This window comes from Planococcus sp. S3-L1, assembly GCF_030063085.1.
Taxonomy (GTDB): domain Bacteria; phylum Bacillota; class Bacilli; order Bacillales_A; family Planococcaceae; genus Planococcus; species Planococcus kocurii.
In genome coordinates this window covers 84,566-102,715 of record NZ_JASISN010000005.1, presented here as the reverse complement: position 1 = coordinate 102,715, position 18,150 = coordinate 84,566, and the positions used below count along the sequence as shown (strand labels likewise).

Genomic DNA, 18,150 nt, shown 5'->3' with positions numbered 1-18,150 from the left:
TGGAAGGTATTTATAGATTTGGCCGCGTCACTTATAGTTAGGCATAAGAACAATACGCAAAGGATGAGACATGTGAAAGATTTTGCTACACACGGCGAGCAGTTGAAAATTCTTGAGGAACGAGGCTTGGACGTATCTGATCAAGCAGCTGCGAAACGAATTTTGTCTCGTGAAAATTATTACGCATTGGTTGATGGCTATAAAGAACCGTTTTTGGAGCATGATGAGCGACTCAATCCACACGGTCTTGAACGTTACAAAGAAGGTACAAAATTTAGTCATCTTCAAGCACTGCACAGTTTTGACCGGAATTTACGATTGCTATTGCTAAACGAACTGTTGAAGTTTGAAAAAAATATAAAATCAAAAGTGGCATATCGTTTTTCAGAGAAGTTTAGAGAGAAAGAAAGTTTTCTTAACCCTGTCAATTATAGTCACGACAGCCAGCATCATCATGAGCGTGACCGCATTATTTCAACACTTGCCAATCTAATCAAAAGTCATAAAAAGCGAGACAAAGTAAGGTATCCAGCCATCCGTGAATTTTATGACAAGCACAAAAATGTACCGCTATGGGTGCTCGTCAATTTCTTGTCACTTGGACAAACCACACATTTTTACACAGTAATTGATGAAAAACTACGTGACCAAATTGCAGCTGATTTTGCCAATGAATACAGTGAAGAATACCGAGCAATCCATTTAGAGGCAAACGAATTAGATGCTATTTTGCGTATTGTTTTTCCGTATCGCAATAAATCTGCACATGAAGAAGTACTCTACCGCTTCCGCCTTCCGCATCCTGTAGAACTAGGTGCTCTCGAAGAAAGACTGGCAATGTCAAAAGGCAGTTTGAGTGGAGCGACTGTTTTTTCTGTGAGTCGTCTATTAAAACTAGTACTCTCACAAGCTGATTACGGCCAGTTTTCTACAGAATTAAATCGATTGATTGAGACGCTTGAAAAATCGATTCAAGAGCACGCATTTACAAAAATTATGAAAGATACCGGTTTTCATGAGTAGCATGTGAGGAGAGGAATGCGGTGTTATATGTGGCATTACTACGAGGAATCAATGTGGGTGGCAAGAACAAAATAGATATGAAGCTGTTAAAGCAAGCCTTTGAAGAACTAGGCATGTCATCGGTTATGACCTATATCAATTCAGGCAATATCATTTTTGCCAATCCTAATCATTCTGAAGAACAACTGGCAGAACGATTAGAGGAAACAATCTATAGCCATTTCAATTTGCGAATCCATCTATTGATTTACAGTGCAGAAGCGTTCCGGAAAATTGCGCAAGCCATTCCGGAACAGTGGACAAACGATTCACAGATGAAAAGTGATGTCTTGTTTCTATGGCAGGATGTTGATCATGAAGCAGTGCTAGACAGACTGACCATCCACAAGGAAGTTGACCGCGTCTTTTACGTTCCGGGGGCCATTCTTTGGTCGGTTAATAAAGACAAAGTTTCAACTAGTGGAATGGTCAAGGTTGCAGGAACTACCCTTTATCGCCATGTCACTGTTCGCAACGTCAACACGGTCCGAAAAATTTTAATGCTGTTATAGAAAATGGAGCACGAATAAAACGACCCTCCTCTTGTCATAAGAGAAAGGTCGTTTTTATTTGTAGGTATTCAAGCCACTGTATATTTCGACAATGTCTTTCATCTTTAAACGGACGAGTCCGCTCGAAGATGGTGCTACATATTCGACAATGCCCGGAATGACCGGTTCTTTTTGAGCACCCCACGAAACGGCTTTTCTTTGGCTAAACTGCTGATAGACACCTTTGCCGACAAAGCAGACAGCTTTTGGTTGCAGCTGTTTAATTTTTGCTGCTAGTAAGCTAGCCCCTTGTGCATATTCTTCTTTTGAAATCTCTGCCGCTTCTTTGGTCGGTCGTGCCACAATATTTGTTAAACCATAGCCGAGAGCCAGCAGCTTACTGTTTTCTTCAGGTAGGTATTTCCGAGGTGTCAAGCCAGCTTCGAAAAGAATCTTCCAAAATCGGTTATTCGGACTAGCGTAGTGAAAGCCGGTTTCAGAAGATCGAATGCTCGGATTAAACCCGACGAACAAAATCTTCAACTCTTTTTTTATATGGTCAGGAATCGGTTCTAAGTGCAAACGAGATATCCTCCTTTAAGATCTACCATGTTTCTCTTGAAAGTTTTCTTCAGATTGCAGAAGATATAGAATGCCTTCAATAATCCCGATTACTGCAGGAATACCTGTCCAAAAGAATAACAGATAAAGGATTCCCATGCCCGGCTTCCCAAGATAAAATTTATGTGCCCCAAAGTCGCCAAGGAAAATAGCGAGTAATGCGGCCGCTAATTTGTTTTTCATTCGTAATCATCCTTTCCAGATACTTTACTATTCCCGAATTATGAGAAGTTAAAAGCGATGTCAGTAATAATGTCCTTATTTTAGCTAAAGGAATTTTTGTTCTAATCAAATACAGTGAGAAAGAAATAACATTCAACTATGGATTCTGATCAACCATTAACTTAAAAGAGCGAAAGTCTGGTCACAAATCAGCTATATCGTTAAATGATAACGGGTTCATCCAATTAATAGAGAAAAAATAGCAAGATCTAAGTTTTGATATGATCACAGCGGTTATATTGAGAAGATATTTAAAGGAAAGAAGGTGAGCGCACAAGACAATATCTATGAAATGTTCGGTTTACTGCCTTGGTAATTTTTTGCGAATTCTGCTACACTATCAACTTATAATTAATTTTTCTAGAAAAATGTTGCTGGACGATGGAATAGAAAAAAGTTGAGATAGGCGTTTGGACATCTTCAGATTAGGTCAAGGCCGATTGATGGGGAGAATGACCAAGGTCTTTGTGAGGGATCAGTTATGAACAGAAAATGGTGGAAAGAAGCAGTTGCGTATCAAGTGTATCCGAGAAGTTTTCAGGATTCAACTGGAGACGGCGTAGGTGATATCAACGGCGTAACCAGCAAGCTAGATTATTTGAAAGACCTTGGGATTGATGTGATTTGGATTTGTCCGATGTATAAATCACCCAACGATGACAATGGCTATGACATAAGCGACTATCAGGAAATTATGGATGAGTTTGGAACGATGGCGGATTTTGATCGCTTGCTTGAAGAAGTACACGCACGAGGCATGAAACTTATTATTGATTTGGTGATCAATCATACAAGCGATGAGCATCCGTGGTTTATGGAATCACGTACATCAACAGATAATGACAAACGTGATTGGTATATTTGGAGCGATGAGCCAACCAACTGGGAAAGTATTTTCGGTGGTAGTGCTTGGGAATACGATCAAGCAACTAAGCAGTATTATTTGCATTTGTTCTCTAAAAAACAGCCAGACTTGAACTGGGAAAACCCAGAAGTGCGGCAAGCTTTGTACGATATGGTCAATTGGTGGTTAGACAAAGGCATTGATGGTTTCCGTGTAGATGCAATTAGCCACATCAAAAAAGACATGAGCGACGTTGAAGACCCCCAACAAAATTTGTATGTACCGGCTTGGGAGAAAATGATGAATGTCAAAGGCATTCAACCGCTGCTTGCGGAACTGCGTGATGAGACGTTTGCGAAACGTGACATTATGACAGTTGGCGAAGCGAACGGGGTCCAGGCAAGCGATATTAACGAGTGGATTTCAGAGGACGATGGGAAATTCAATATGGTATTTCAATTTGAAAGCATGGGGCTATGGGATACGGATTCAACAACCGGTATCGACGTGCCTAAGTTAAAAGAAGTATTGACCAAATGGCAAAAAGCGGTGGAAGGCCAAGGTTGGAATGCACTTTTCGTTGAAAATCACGACAAGCCGCGAATTGTCTCTTCTTGGGGCAATGACCAACAGTACTGGCGGGAAAGTGCCACGGCTATTGCCTGCATGTATTTTTTCATGCAAGGCACTCCGTTTATCTATCAAGGTCAGGAAATTGGCATGACCAACGCGCCCTTTGAAGAACTTGCACATTACAACGATATACAAACACATAATTTGTATCATAATAATCGTTCGGAAGGCATGGAGCACGACGCGGTGATGACCATCATCAAAGCACAAAGTCGTGATCATTCACGAACGCCGATGCAATGGGATGCCAGTCCGAACGCGGGGTTCTCAAGCGGAGAACCCTGGCTGCGTGTCAATCCGAATTATGAGAAAATTAATGTAGCAGCACAGCTTCGCGATCCACATTCGGTTCTGTGGTTTTACCGGAAGATGATTTGGTTACGTAAGCAGCAAGATGTGCTCGTTTACGGAAATTACGAGTTGCAGGACGTCGGTCATGAATCAATTTACGCTTATACACGTACAAATGAAAACAAGACAATATTGGTTATCACTAATTTGACCGAGTATTCTTGTTACTGGGACGAACCGCAAACAGCACATTGCTTGTTGCATAATTATCAGCAATGCGACCCAAAACAATTATTACCTTTTGAAGCACGCGTTTACGAATTGTGAAGCTAAAGCCATGCCCTCAAGTGATTTACTTGAGGGCATGGCTTTTTTATTTGATCCAATCGGTCATTTTGCAAACAACCAGTTGGATTACGCAAACAACGAGCCTATTTACGCAAACAAGCTTCACAAAAAACCATATCCTCAAGTAATCAAGGTTTATTCAAATAAATCCCTTTAAAGTCAAGGAGACTTATACAAATCCTCCACTTAAACAGAAAAAAACCACCTTGCCCGAGGGCAAGATGGTTTTGATAGTTTGCGGCGTTTCAAGCCACGTTCCACAACGTGTTCCTAAAAGGAATGCTTGTCCGTCTTATGCAAACGAGCTCATCGCGTAGTTAATACTAGTCGATAATCTACAAACTGTCAATATTTTAGCGGGAAATAGTACTTGTTTTCTTCGTGTTTATGCATATTTACAAAACAAGACCTTGGCATTTGAATCATGTGTCAAGTCCGGATTATTATTATAGTAAGAATATTTTTATATGAAGGAGAGTTGACATGAAGCAATCTTGGCAAGAGTTAGCAGAATTACTGACTGCAGTTAAAGTCGTAGCCCATCCGAATAACGAACCCGTCAGTATTGACGGAAATGTGGATGGATTTCGCTGCATCGGAGTAGGAACGGATGCGGCAGTGTTTCAATTTTTAGAGGCACCAGAATATGCCTTCAAAATATACGCAAAAGACAAAAAGGATAAACTTGAAGCTGAAGCAAAGGTTTATGCACAAATCGGTTTGTCTCCTTATTTCTCCAGTTGCTACGGGGTGACCAATCGATTGTTAGTGATTAAATATGAAGAAGGAGTAACTTTATTTGATTGTCTTTTGCAAGGAATTCATGTCCCAGATCAAGTTATACAAGATGTTGAAGCGGCAAGGGAATACATCCGTCAAATCGGGTTAAATCCACGAGATATTCACTTGAAAAATATTTTATTACAAAACGGTCGAGCGAAGCTGCTTGACGTTTCTGAGTATATAAAGCCGGGCAATGATTTCAGATGGGAGCACTTGAAAAAAGCATATGAAGAGTATTACGCGATTATTGACGGCAGACCAATGCCGTTCTGGCTGTTGGATACGATTAGGAAATGGTATCATCACTGGAATCGCTACGCCTCTTCTTTTGATGAATTTATGCAAACGGTATTAAAGCAAATGAATTATTGGAAATAAGTGTGTTTCTAACGAGCGGAATTTGTGTAAAGAATGAAAACGATGAAAATGTGCTTTCTTACACAATATTTGGCTATCGCTCTCCGGATGTGTGGCGTAAAATATTTTTGATTCCGAAGAACCTAAGTGACTTTTTGTGGAAAAGCTATCATTGAATCAATGTATTTGCGACAAATTCTGGTGTATTGTCCTATATTACTTGATGAGTTTTTAAAGAGAGTCTATTTAGATAAAAGCTAATCCGCTTTAAAAAAATGAAATTCATAAAAAAACATTGCTAATTCCTTATTTATACGAACATTAAACAGTTACTTAATGTTTAATGTTCGTATTTTTATTGACCCATCGCGTTGTGTTTGCTATAGTTGCCAAGTGAAAAATATTATATCACTCGTATATACTCGGTAATACGGTCCGAGTGTTTCTACCAGGTTCCCCGTAAAGAACTGGACTACGAGCTGGAGTATTTGGTTATTCGGTTTTCAACCGGAAACTTGGTTATTGCTTGGTGTGTGCATCCGCTCTCTTCATTCAATTTATACTTCGGCTCCAAAGGTTCAAATGGTAGAAATTCCATGACATTCTGGAGACTTTAACTTTGGTCAAATTACCGAGTGGAGCATACACCAAGGAGGAAATTCAGATGAAAAAAATGAAAATAGCTATCAGCAAGCAAATGGTAATTGCTATAATGGCAATAATATTATTAGCAATACTCACAGGATGTAGTTCAGCAGCTCAGTCTAGTGAAGCTGAAAAAGAAAGAACAAAACGTCCAATCCTGATCCAAGGACCAATGCCGATCGAAGCTGAAAACTTCGCTGAGCGTTTAGAGAATGTTGAAATAGAGCAATCAGGTTCGACCTTTGAATTTCATATCGGTACTGTAGATGGCTATCCAGTCATTGTTTCAAAAACCGGTAAAGGCATGGAAAACACGGCGGCTGCAACCGCAATTGCGATTGAAAAATACAATCCAGTAGCTATCATTAACCAAGGAACATCAGGGGGACATGATCCTGCACTTAATGTTTTCGACATTGTTTTGGGCGAGCGAACAGTGAATATCGGTTCTATGAAAACTGGAGACCGTGCTGAAGGTGAAGGCATCGAGGCAACTGAATGGAAACCGATGGACGTTATGGCTTCTGAAGGAAGTGCTGGGGAAGATCCAAATGCTGAAAAAGCACGTTATTACGAAGGGGACACAGAACTATTGGCCGCAGCTAACCGAGTGAAAGATAGCTACACACAAGGCAAAGTGGTTGAAGGAACAATTGGTTCAGCTGACGTATGGAATAACGAAGTTGATCGCATTCACTGGTTTCATGAAAACTATGGCACGTCAGTCGAAGAAATGGAATCCGCATCGTCCGCTATGATTTCAAAGGCGTACGATGTACCGTTTTTGGCAATCCGTATTTTGTCGAATAACAAAACAAATGAGGGTGCATACAACCCGGAAACAGCTGCAGCGAACCAAGAATATGTTTACAAAGTTGTGCAAGAGTATATTGCTGCGTTAGAAAAATAGCATAAAATAGAAAAAGCATTCCCACCAACTCAATACGGTGTGAATGCTTTTTCTATAACCGATTCTTATTTTACAACGTAGTCCATGGTCACTTCATACATTTTTCCTTGTTTCGGGGTTAACCAAGCAGCCAGTTTATATGTTCCGGGTTCAAGCTCAAGTGCGGGAATTTCAAAATCATAACTTAGCTCATCACCTTGATTTATCGTTTCTTCGCCTAAAGCTTGTAGGTACAAACTGACTGATGAAAAGAGGAAAGCTACTTCTCCACTGTCAGTTGTTAACGAAAAATCAAAGCGCTGGCTACTGGTGAATTCAAAAAGCTGTGCTTTTTCTGTTTGATTGATCAAAGTGTAACGATAGGTATTGTCGTTAACTTGCTCGATAGTAAGTTCTAACTTTTCTGCTGCTTCACCGTTAGTATCGATTTCTTCAGTTGCCGGATCTTTTTCTGTATCGTCACTCTCTCTCGTTCCGCAAGCTGTTAACACGAAAACAGCAAACAGAATCAGAAAGGCGCCCAACCAAATCATTTTTTTCATGGTGGATTCCTCCTAATGGGTTTAAAGACAAGTAAATCGCTTTAGCATAAGAACGTTAAAGTGCTGGAAAAGTTACAACTTTCCGGTAGAAATGCATCGAATACAAAGAGGATTTCCACGACGTTCTACACATTAGGTGTTGCACACTGTAGAATAAGCATTAAGAGATTTTATATTATGCCATTAGCTACACGAAAGGAGAAAAATCTACGTGAAAACAGCTTTCCATTTTTCAAAAGATATTGAAATGGCTTTTAAAAATGATCCGCCTGGCCAGTGGCTTTCTACTTTACCTCCAGGCTGCTTGCGTCTGAGTTCGGGTTATCCGGACCCTGCATTGGTTCCATCAAAAGAAATAAAATTAGCGGTAACGCGCTTGTTAGAAGAGGAAGGGGATTTGCCACTCCATTATATGGGCAGTCCACGAATACCGCAGTTAAAGAAATTTCTTCAAAAACGAATGGCACAGCGCGGAGTTGAATTAGCATTAGATGAGCTGCTCATCACTTCGGGTGCTTGTCAGGCCATTGATTTGATTGCTCGCGTGCTACTAGATAATGAAGCTGTCGTGGCTATTGAATCACCAAGTTATATGGAAGCTTTGGAAATATTCCAGAATTATACACCGCATTATATGACCATTCCAATTGATGAGAACGGATTGCAGACAGAGCTGTTTGCGGACATGTTGAAAGACCGAAAAGAAAAAGGACAACCGTTGCCGCGCTTGCTGTATACCATCCCGACTTATCAAAATCCGACCGGTACGACTTTGTCGCTTGAGCGTCGTCAACACTTGCTCGAACTTGCGGAACAATACGATTTTGTCATTTTAGAAGATGATGCTTATGGGGAGCTTGGCTTTCAAGACGTGCCGCATTTACTAAAAGCGATGGATCCCACTAACCGTGTACTTTACGTAGGTTCATTATCGAAAGTGGTAGCACCGGGTATGCGAATTGGTTGGGTAGTTGCCGATAAGCTACTAATCGAACCATTAAGCTGGTTTAAGAAAGATCTTGATCATCCATTCGATCAAGCAACAATGGCTTCTTTCTTAGAAGTTACTGATTTTGATCAGCACCTCCACGCTTTAACAAACGTCTATGCATCTAAATGTCAGACCATGTTGTTAGCGCTAGAAAAGTTTTTGCCACCTGAAGTCTCGTGGTTCGTGCCGAAAGGCGGCTATTTCGTTTGGGTTAAAGTTCCAGGTGTTGATACGTCAAAAATTTTGTCGGAAGCATTTGACGCGGGAGTTTCTTTTGTGCCGGGTAAATACTTTTTCTTAGAGCAGCAAGAAGGTCTTCAGTATATGCGCTTATCATTTAGCTATGCTACTGAAGAAGAAATTGGCAAAGGCGTGGAATTACTAGGACAAGTAATTGGCAAAAATATAGCCGTAGCTGAAAACGACTAGTACCTCTCAACAGCGTAATATTCCACAATAAATTAAGTATATTCATCTATTAACTCGATTAATTACGCCATATATCGTGTGAAAATACGCCAAACCGTGCACATCTATACAAAGATGGAGCACGGTTTTATTGGTTGTTGTCTTTTGAGACTAAGCTCTATATAAAACGAATTGACTATGTTTTCAGAATACGGTAAAGTTGAATATACTATTTAAGGCAGTGTGGAAAGTTCTAACGAGCATGAAGATGCTGGGGAACTTCAGTATAGGAGGAACAACTATAAGAGCAATAAGTTGATTACACGAGGAGGAATTCAAATGAATATTACAACATCACTCAGACAAAATGCGAAACGCTTTTCAGATAAGATGGCCATTACGTGCGAAGGAAGATCCTATACGTACCAAGAGCTTAATGAAGAAGTAAATAGATTAGCCAATGGACTGTTGGAAACCGGTTTGCAAAAAGGCGATAAAGTATCGTTGTTTATGAAAAACTCCGATTATTACGTCCTGGCTTTTTTTGCTGTGCTAAAAGCCGGCGGTGTTGCTGTACCTGTGAACTACCAGCTAAGTTCAGATGAAAGTGGCTATATTTTCGGTCAGTCTGATAGTAGATTTATCTTTTGTGATGCGGAATTTGAACTTGTTGTAGCTGAAGAAAAAGCACAAGCAAGCTCACTTCAGCAAATTATCGTTCATCCTGCACCTGACAATAACGATTATCTTAGCTGGGAAAGCGTGGTAAGCGAAAATGCATTAGAACCTTCCGTTGAAGTATTCAGTACCGATGACGCCGAAATTTTGTACACGTCTGGTACTACCGGAAAACCAAAAGGCGCGTTGTTTGATCATCAGCGTCTCGCTAACGTCAGTGCTTCTTTTGTTTTTGGAGTGGAGTTAAAAGCTGAAGATCGGATTCTTCATGCTGTGCCGCTTTTCCATTCGGTTCAATTAAATCTATATTTAGTGACCGGCATTTTACTAGGGACCTCTAATGTTATTGTTCGCGACTTCGAGCCAGTCAAAGCCATTCAAGCAATCAATGAATTCCAAGTTTCTGTTTTCTTTGGTTTACCGGATATGTACAGTGCATTGCTGCAAATGCCAGATGCAGATACAGTTGATGTATCTTCTGTCACCAAATGCATGTATGGTGCAGATCCAATCGAAGCGGATCTAGTCAAGCAAGCAATGACCTTTTTTGGACACCAACAATTTTACAATCTATGCCTATTAACGGAAGGTGGTCCTGGAGGCGTCTTTTTATTGCCAGCTCAGCATGAATATAAAGTAGGCTCTGGTGGAAAGCCGATGTACTTCACAGAAGTACGAGTAGTTGACGAGGAGTTTCGGGATGTTCAGCCTGGAACTATTGGAGAGTTTGTCATAAAAGGTGCGACGGTCATGAAAGAATATTTCAAAAAACCGCAGGAAACAGAAGAAGCTTTTCAAAATGGTTGGTTATTAACAGGAGATTTAGCAACAATTGATGAAGACGGATTTATCTCACTTGTCGATCGTAAAGCAGATCGAATCATTTCAGCCGGAGAAAATATCTATTCGATTGAAGTAGAGCAGGTTATTAACAGCCATCCGCAAGTGGCTGAAGCTGCAACGGTTGGTTTGCCGGAAGAAGAGTGGGGCGAGATCGTAGGCGTGGTTATCGTACCTAAACAAGGAGAAACTATTGATGAAGAGCAATTAATGGATTATTTTTTAGAGCATCTTCCGGGATACAAAATTCCACGCAAATACAGAATCGCGGATTCACTGCCACGCAGTGGAGCTGGGAAAATTGTGAAGTATAAATTGCGTGAATTGCATATTAGCGAATTTGAATGGTTCCGTAAAATTCCAGAGAGTCGTTATTAGGTTTTGGCAACACAAAGATGCCTCGCAGCAAGTTAAGCTGCGAGGCACCTTTGTGTTGTTTGTTTAAGTAATAGAAGCTTCGTAAATGCTCTTAATGGAGTTTTCCAACAGGGTGTTAAATTCCTCATCTGACTGACTGGCGCTGACACCTTCAGATAAAGCACGCGAGAAGCTAGCAATCAGTCCTTCGTTCGCAGCTAATTTCTTATTAGCATCGTCTCGCTTATAGCCGCCTGACAATGCGACCACTCGAAGTACACGTGGGTGATCAATCATTTCCTTAAAGAAATTATCTACGTTAGGAATAGTGATTTTGATCATGACATTTTGGTCTTCCTTTAACTGGTCTAACTGCTTTAACATTTCTTCTTTAAGTATTGTTTCGGATTGTTCTTTGTCTTTGCTATTGATATCTACTTCAGGTTCAAGAATGGGCACTAAACCAGCTGCAAGAATTTGTTTGCCAACGTCAAACTGCTGTTCGACTACTTTTTTGATGCCTTCAGAATTGGCTTCTTTAATAACGGAACGCATTTTCGTACCAAAAACATTTCGTTCGTTGGCACGTTTTAAGACATCTTCTAAGTCTGAAATAAGCTTCATGACCTGAACGCCGTTTTCTTCATCGGCTAATCCTTTGTCGACTTTTAGGAAAGGCACGACGCCTTTTTTCTGCCATAAATAATCAGGGGTATAATGACCTTCCACTTTGCGGTCCATCGTTTGTTCAAAAAGGATTGCCCCGATAATCGAATCAGAACTGAAAGAAGGTGCTGTCATGACGCGTGTCCGCATTTTATGGATCAAGTCATACATTTCTTCTTCTGTCGAGTATTGGTCTTCCGAAACGCCGTACAGCGCTAAAGCTTTCGGTGTGCTGCCGCCACTTTGATCAAGTGCTGCAATAAAGCCTTTGCCGTTTTTCACGAATTCCATTTGTTCCTGATTCATCATCCCAGCTCCTTAGATAAGTTTTTAGAAAGTCGATCAGTGTGCGTAAAAAATTTACTATAAAGAAACTCTTTCACTGAATATTGTAACAATATATACAAGAAACTACAAAAAGAAATTTTTTACTAATCGATCTATACATAAGGGTTTCCCTGTATAAATGGTTGCAAACTTCCCTTAGCTATCAAGTTCCACAAAAAGTCTGGTAAAGTCCACTCGTAGGACCCGGCGGCTGCGCATAGATTTCTTGTTCGGGTGAGTGAGCATACGGATTAGCCAGTACTGCCAGAAGTTGGTGGAGAACACGGTAATCTCCTCGTTCTTCAGCTGCTTCCAAAGCTTCCTCCACTCGGTGATTGCGCGCGATGACAGCCGGATTACTGTCGCGCATCAATTGCTGAATGGCTTCTATGGATTCCTCTTGCCGGTGGAGACGTGTCTGCCATGAGCGATGCCATTCCGAGAATTCGGGTGTTGTGAAAAAATTGTTGCCTTGCAGTTTATCGAAAGTTAATGCGCGAAAGGTATTGGTATAATCTGCAACGTTGGCATGCATTAGATTGAGCAATTCTTCGACTAAGATCTTATCAGTTGCTTCTTCATTGAAGAGCCCCAGTTTTCGGCGCATGCCGTTAAGCCAGTGACTTTCGAACAGTTCGATGTAGTTAGAGAGTTGTCTCTGTGCCATTTCGACGGCCTCTCCCGGTATGTCGTGCAACAAAGGCAGTAAACTTTCACCAAAGCGAGCCAAATTCCAGCCAGCAATCATCGGTTGGTTGCCGTAAGCATAGCGACCTTGAGCGTCAATCGAACTGAAAACAGTTTTCGGATCATAGCTATTCATAAATGCACAAGGACCGTAGTCGATTGTTTCACCACTAATTGCCATGTTGTCGGTGTTCATTACGCCGTGAATAAAACCGGCTACTTGCCATTTGGCAAGTAACGCGGCCTGGCGTTTGATCACTTCTTGAAACAATGCCAAATACCGATTTGGAACATCTTGTATATGAGGGAAATGGCGTTCTAATGCATAGTCAGCTAACGCCTTCACATCTTCTGTCGTTCCGAACCTGGCTGCGTATTGAAACGTGCCAACGCGCAGATGGCTATCGGCGATGCGCGTCATAATTGCACCGGGAAGTATAGTTTCACGACGAACGGTTTCGCCAGTTTCGACGACAGCTAGGCTACGTGTTGTTGGAATGCCGAGCCCGTGCATCGCTTCACTGATGAGGTATTCGCGTAGCATAGGTTTAAGTGCAGCACGACCATCTCCACCTCTTGAATAAGGCGTTCTACCAGAACCTTTTAACTGAATGTCTAAGCGTTTGCCAGTAGGCGTTAGTTGTTCGCCAATTAATAAAGCACGGCCATCGCCAAGCATCGTAAAATGACCAAATTGATGTCCAGCATAAGCTTGAGCAAGGGGGATCGTGCCTTTTGGAACGGCATTTCCTGCAAGAATGGCAATGCCGTCTTCACTTGTTAATTCCTCAGAATCTAATCCCAGTGTTGCCGCTAATTGTTCATTGAACATCACGAGTTTAGGTGTCGGCACTGGATTAACAGAAAACCTGCTAAAAAAAATTTCAGGCAAACGTGAATAGCTATTATCCAGTTGCCATCCGGTATGTGTAAGTTCTTTTTTATTCATTATCGATTCTCCTTCTTTAAGTAGGATTTACTTTCATTATACCCTCTCGAACAGAGGAACATGTCTCCGCTGTTCGAGTGATTTACGTATGCTATAATTCGGTAAATGAGAAAGTGAATATTCGAACGAAAGGGAGAAGATTATATGAGCAATAACACCGTTTTATTTGTGTTGTTAGATGACTATGCGGATTGGGAAGCGGGTTCATTAGCAGCTGCGCTGAATGAAGAGCCAGAAGGTAAAGGACAACGGTTTAATGTCAAGACGGTGTCGTTGACGACAGATCCGATTCAATCAATTGGGGGCTTTACGGTGTTGCCGGATTACGGATTGACTGATGCACCAAAGGATTTTGTGGGACTGATGTTAATCGGTGGAAACTCTTGGAGAAAGAAAGACAGCAAACAGGTCATGAAGTTAGTCGATAAAGCTCTCGAAAAACGAGTCGTTCTTGGTGCGATTTGTGACGCAACTGTATTTTTGGGGAACAATGGAATCCTGAACAACATTCGACATACTAGCAATCACCTAGAAGATCTGAAGGAGACAGCTGGAGAGAACTACAGCAATGAGGCAGGCTATCTCCATCAGCAGGCCGTTCGGAGTGGACAAATCATCACTGCCAACGGTTCGGCATTTCTGGAGTTTGGAAAACAAGTGCTTGAGGCGCTGAATGCGGCACCGCAAGCTGAAATTGACGAATGGTATCGTTTTTTCAAACAAGGTTATTACGAAAACATGAACACGAACCAATAGATCGAGTTGAATAAACCAGCTGTCATGTACGGGCTTAATTATCTACTTCAAGTAAGTGTCTGAAAAACCCTAATTGTTATTGCCACAATCCATGTTAGTTTTGCCTATCCAATTGTCCGAAAGCTTTTACTAATTTTCGGTGTGACAAACGAGATTACATGGCTGCTCTCATTTATTGGAGTAGTGTTTGCTTTTGCAGCTAGCTACTGGATTATTTATCGCTTAACTTCTCAAGTTTATTACAGCATTGTTAAATAGAGTGAGAACGCAATCAACCGGCTAGTAGACTTGCAGTCTACTAGCCGGTTTTAGCATTTCAATAAAAAGATAAATTTATACAGGTGTGAAGCAAATCACCGCTTCTTTATTTAGTAGATGGAGTAAGAGAAACTAGGCTTGCAAGCGTCTTCAGATGGGTAAAGAACTAGATAAGGAGGGATTTAGATGACGATAACAACTCAATATCTATTCGAACCATTTACTTTTACATCTGGACTAACCGTTAAGAATCGAATCTTGATGGCACCGATGACTACCTCATCTTCGGATCCCAGTGGTGACGTTACAGAAGAAGAACTGACTTATTATAAACGCCGTGCTGAAAGTGGACTAGGTGCAGTTATTACTGCCTGCGCACATGTCGAACCACTCGGTGTAGGCTTTCCAGGTCCATTCGGGGCAGACAGCGATGACCGTATCGAGAGCCTCAGACGACTGGCTACAGCTATTCGAGAAGGCGGAGCCAAAGCCATTTTACAGATTTATCACGCAGGACGTATGTCAAATGAAGACTTATTAAAAGGCAATCAGCCAGTTTCAGCAAGTGCCGTAGCAGCACTACGTTCAAATGCCGTTATACCGCGAGAAATGAGTTCTGAAGAAATTGAGAAAACAATCGAGGCATTCGGCGAAGCGACAAGACGTGCAATTGAAGCAGGATTTGATGGTGTGGAGATTCACGGGGCTAATACGTATTTGATTCAGCAATTTTTCTCGCCGCATTCTAATAGACGTACGGATAAATGGGGAGGCGACGTCGATTCACGTATGAACTTTCCGCTGGCAGTAATCAAATCGATCCAGCAAGCAGTTAACAAGCATGCCAGTCAACCATTTGTGGTCGGTTATCGTGTTAGCCCAGAAGAAAAAGAGGAGCCTGGTATTACAATGGACGATACATTGACTTTCTTAACCGCTATTGCTGATCAGGGCATCGACTATATTCATGTATCAGTCGGACGATTTTTTGGTGGTTCGATTCGCGAAGAGGATAGCCGCTCGCGTGTGGAACTCATTCAACAGCATATTGGGAGTCGTGTACCGGTTATTGGAGTAGGTGGCTTGCAGACCTTAGATCATGTAAAAGAGGCATTACAAGTTACTCCGCTCGTGTCTCTCGGTCATGCATTAATTATGGATCCGGACTGGCTCGCGAAAGTTCAAGAAAGTAGAGATGAGGAAATTTATCAAGCAATCCATTTGACTAGAAAACAGCAGCTAGATATTCCTGAAAATCTGTGGAATATGGTAACGAATGCACCTGGCTGGTTCCGAGTCGAGGAGTAACCCAAATGTAAGCGGGAAATTTGGTGTGCGCTTCGCAAAAAAACAGCACGCCCTGGAATTTATCCGGGTCGCGCTGTTTTTTTTGTAACTAAACATGTCAAACGATTTTTCGACCGCTGCGGCCTAACGCATAATAAATGCCGTGCTGAAGGCTTTGTAGGGATTCGAAGGTTTTCAAGCTATTTTGTGACTGAGCAATAATGATTGCCAGTTCAGGTGAAATGCCGACTAAAATGACTTCCGTTCCTAAAAGTCTTGCAGAAGCCCCAAGTTTATCGATTAAGGAAGCTGTATGTTCTGTAATATGTTGATTTAAACCAGTCAAATCAACTAATAGGTATTGGGCTTTGTGTTTTGGAAGTTCACTTAAAGTTTTAACGATTAAATCTTCTGTCCGTTGTTCATCGTAACTGCCAATCATCGGTACGACAATAATGCCTTCAAGTACAGGAATAATCGGAGAAGAAAGCTCTCGGACTAAATTTTGCAGCGATTTTGTATGCTCATCTACGAGTGCTTCAAGTTTTTGAATTTGATCGGCTTCTTGTTTCCGAGACAGCTCACGAATATTTTGCTGAACGGTTACTTCAGAAGGGAAATATTCGACGATGCTATAAGGGGTGCTATCGTTTTGATACTGAATGGTTTTATACCAGAAGTTAATACCAAACAGACCTGTCAATACACCTGCATAATGAGAAGGGACAAATATACCTTCTGTGCCTTTGTTTTTTAGTAAGTTCATTTTATATTCCCAATCATTTTGGATATGTAATGTAAAGGTATTGTGTTCAGTGTCCATTTTGACGATTTCCACTCTTCCCCAACCAGCAGGGGCATAAGTATTGGAAATCCACTCGACAATGTTGGACGTATCGATTTGCTTTAAGTTTTTAAATCCTTCACCGACAATAACGCCTTGACGAAATCCAGTCGTTTCTAATACGAGTTGTGTTGCTTCAATACCTGAAATGTCTTTGATCGTGTCAAAAAAAGTTTCCATGGCAGAAATCCAAAAGAAAACAACATCTCCACCTTCAAAAAATGTTTCTCCTGTTTCCAAATCCCATTGCAATTCAATACCGCCGACAACTATATTTTTTTTGCTCATGCTATAAATTCCTCCATTATGATAAAAGTGGGGATAGAGAATAAAAATCACAAACTCTCTTTAAGTATTCCTTGGATAACAAACAATATGTCTCACCAAAAAAAATACAAAAAATCGGCCATACATACTGTCAGCTTTTAATCTAGTCATTTAAAGGGATACACAACAGTCGTCAGTTTTTCCGACACGTCCCAAAGCTTGCAAGAAATTTCAGGATCAGTTGCATTGGTGTGAGGGGTTCCTAGCGCAGGATAGCCTCTTCGTTGAAACTGGGCAACTGGACCAATGTATTCCCCACCCATAAGACTGGGTTCGGTCGCAGCATAAATTGCCGACAATGCTCCCATACTAGGTGGTTGAAGAAAAAGGTTAGCAACACGTTTAACAGCAGTTGGAATTTCTTGACTGCCAAGCTTTAAAATGTTGGTGGCAGAAACACCTGGATGACAAGCTACGCTAATTGTCTGACAGCCATGTTCTTTAAAGCGCTTATCTAACTCTAACGCAAAATATAAATTAGCTAACTTGCTTTGGTTATAGAATTTTTTTGCCTGATAACCCTTGGTTCCTTCGAGATTATCAAAGTCGATTGTGCCACGGCTATGTGCTCGGCTGCTAACAGTCACGACACGTGAACCAGAAGTGTTTGTTAGTAAAGGCAAAAGCAGACCCGTTAAAGCAAAGTGGCCAAGATGATTGCTGCCAAACTGCAGTTCAAAGCCGTCTGTTGTTTTTGAAAGAGGGGGTGTCATAATACCCGCATTGTTAATTAACAGATCAAGTTTATCGAAGGCTTTGCTGAATTGTTCAGCAAACTTCCGAATCGTTTCAAGGTTAGCCAAATCCAACTTCATGACATCGATTTGAGCAGAAGGATAAAGCGCCAATAAAGTAGCGCGCGCTTGAGCTCCTTTTTTCGTATTGCGGACAGCCAGAATAACCTGTGCCTCTAGTGCTAGCAGAGCTTTTGCCGTTTCAAAGCCGATACCGCTATTGCCACCTGTGATGATAGCTGTTTTCCCTATGAGCAAAGTAACACTTCCTTTGTTTCTAAGACTGGAGTTG

The 18,150-nt window shown here is 41.3% G+C and carries 16 protein-coding genes and 1 riboswitch; of the genes, 9 read left to right on the top strand and 7 right to left on the bottom strand.

Annotation, left to right across the window (positions count from 1 at the left end):
• Positions 1-63 precede the first annotated feature (63 nt).
• Both QMF37_RS07330 and QMF37_RS07325 read left to right on the top strand, forming a co-directional pair.
• On the top strand, positions 64-1,023 hold the full coding sequence (locus QMF37_RS07330) for an Abi family protein (RefSeq protein ID WP_071154519.1): 960 nt from the start codon (positions 64-66) through the stop codon (positions 1,021-1,023).
• A gap of 20 nt (positions 1,024-1,043) precedes the next feature.
• Complete coding sequence (locus QMF37_RS07325; protein WP_071154518.1) at positions 1,044-1,574, top strand: DUF1697 domain-containing protein; 531 nt, start codon at positions 1,044-1,046, stop codon at positions 1,572-1,574.
• Between the two features lie 54 nt (positions 1,575-1,628).
• On the opposite strand, the gene mug is transcribed toward QMF37_RS07325, so the two are convergent.
• Both mug and QMF37_RS07315 read right to left on the bottom strand, forming a co-directional pair.
• Positions 1,629-2,135 carry a G/U mismatch-specific DNA glycosylase gene (gene mug, locus QMF37_RS07320; protein ID WP_071154517.1) on the bottom strand — a complete coding sequence of 169 codons (507 nt, stop codon included), beginning with the start codon at positions 2,133-2,135 and terminating at the stop codon, positions 1,629-1,631.
• Positions 2,136-2,150: 15 nt separating this feature from the next.
• Positions 2,151-2,357 (bottom strand): TM2 domain-containing protein, encoded by a 207-nt coding sequence (locus QMF37_RS07315; RefSeq protein WP_071154516.1) that lies wholly within the window; start codon positions 2,355-2,357, stop codon positions 2,151-2,153.
• Between the two features lie 520 nt (positions 2,358-2,877).
• Here QMF37_RS07315 and QMF37_RS07310 point away from each other — a divergent pair.
• The 3 genes from QMF37_RS07310 to QMF37_RS07300 all read left to right on the top strand — a co-directional run bounded on the left by QMF37_RS07310 (position 2,878) and on the right by QMF37_RS07300 (position 7,207).
• A complete protein-coding gene (locus tag QMF37_RS07310) occupies positions 2,878-4,491 on the top strand; it encodes a glycoside hydrolase family 13 protein (protein WP_071154515.1) in 1,614 nt (537 codons plus the stop codon).
• A 504-nt stretch (positions 4,492-4,995) separates the two neighbouring features.
• Positions 4,996-5,673 (top strand): protein kinase family protein, encoded by a 678-nt coding sequence (locus tag QMF37_RS07305; RefSeq protein ID WP_058386140.1) that lies wholly within the window; start codon positions 4,996-4,998, stop codon positions 5,671-5,673.
• A 371-nt stretch (positions 5,674-6,044) separates the two neighbouring features.
• Positions 6,045-6,147, top strand: a riboswitch (purine riboswitch).
• Positions 6,148-6,325: 178 nt separating this feature from the next.
• Positions 6,326-7,207, top strand: a complete 882-nt coding sequence (locus QMF37_RS07300; RefSeq protein WP_245830274.1) for a 5'-methylthioadenosine/S-adenosylhomocysteine nucleosidase — start codon at positions 6,326-6,328, stop codon at positions 7,205-7,207.
• Between the two features lie 65 nt (positions 7,208-7,272).
• Here the strand turns inward: QMF37_RS07300 and QMF37_RS07295 are convergent, their stop codons facing one another.
• A complete protein-coding gene (locus QMF37_RS07295; protein WP_071154514.1) occupies positions 7,273-7,749 on the bottom strand; it encodes a BsuPI-related putative proteinase inhibitor in 477 nt (158 codons plus the stop codon).
• A 211-nt stretch (positions 7,750-7,960) separates the two neighbouring features.
• Here QMF37_RS07295 and QMF37_RS07290 point away from each other — a divergent pair, with 211 nt between their 5' ends.
• Together QMF37_RS07290 and QMF37_RS07285 are read left to right on the top strand one after the other, a co-directional pair.
• Positions 7,961-9,169 carry an aminotransferase-like domain-containing protein gene (locus tag QMF37_RS07290; protein ID WP_078080184.1) on the top strand — a complete coding sequence of 403 codons (1,209 nt, stop codon included), beginning with the start codon at positions 7,961-7,963 and terminating at the stop codon, positions 9,167-9,169.
• Positions 9,170-9,487: 318 nt separating this feature from the next.
• Positions 9,488-11,044, top strand: a complete 1,557-nt coding sequence (locus tag QMF37_RS07285; protein ID WP_078080185.1) for a class I adenylate-forming enzyme family protein — start codon at positions 9,488-9,490, stop codon at positions 11,042-11,044.
• 63 nt (positions 11,045-11,107) lie between these two features.
• On the opposite strand, the gene QMF37_RS07280 is transcribed toward QMF37_RS07285, so the two are convergent.
• Together QMF37_RS07280 and QMF37_RS07275 are read right to left on the bottom strand one after the other, a co-directional pair.
• The gene (locus QMF37_RS07280) at positions 11,108-11,995 is read right to left on the bottom strand and encodes a fructose bisphosphate aldolase (protein ID WP_078080186.1); all 888 of its coding nucleotides are present in this window, start codon (positions 11,993-11,995) and stop codon (positions 11,108-11,110) included.
• A 184-nt stretch (positions 11,996-12,179) separates the two neighbouring features.
• Positions 12,180-13,652: a protein adenylyltransferase SelO gene (locus tag QMF37_RS07275; protein WP_078080187.1), complete on the bottom strand. Its 1,473-nt coding sequence runs from the start codon at positions 13,650-13,652 to the stop codon at positions 12,180-12,182.
• A 144-nt stretch (positions 13,653-13,796) separates the two neighbouring features.
• On the opposite strand from QMF37_RS07275, the gene QMF37_RS07270 reads away from it, so the two are divergent.
• A complete protein-coding gene (locus QMF37_RS07270; RefSeq protein WP_078080188.1) occupies positions 13,797-14,408 on the top strand; it encodes a type 1 glutamine amidotransferase family protein in 612 nt (203 codons plus the stop codon).
• A 444-nt stretch (positions 14,409-14,852) separates the two neighbouring features.
• The gene (locus QMF37_RS07265; protein WP_078080189.1) at positions 14,853-15,974 is read left to right on the top strand and encodes an NADH-dependent flavin oxidoreductase; all 1,122 of its coding nucleotides are present in this window, start codon (positions 14,853-14,855) and stop codon (positions 15,972-15,974) included.
• Between the two features lie 97 nt (positions 15,975-16,071).
• On the opposite strand, the gene QMF37_RS07260 is transcribed toward QMF37_RS07265, so the two are convergent.
• Positions 16,072-17,085, bottom strand: a complete 1,014-nt coding sequence (locus tag QMF37_RS07260; protein ID WP_078080190.1) for an STAS domain-containing protein — start codon at positions 17,083-17,085, stop codon at positions 16,072-16,074.
• Positions 17,086-17,231: 146 nt separating this feature from the next.
• Complete coding sequence (locus QMF37_RS07255) at positions 17,232-18,116, bottom strand: oxidoreductase (protein ID WP_283477532.1); 885 nt, start codon at positions 18,114-18,116, stop codon at positions 17,232-17,234.
• Between the last annotated feature and the right edge of the window lie 34 nt (positions 18,117-18,150).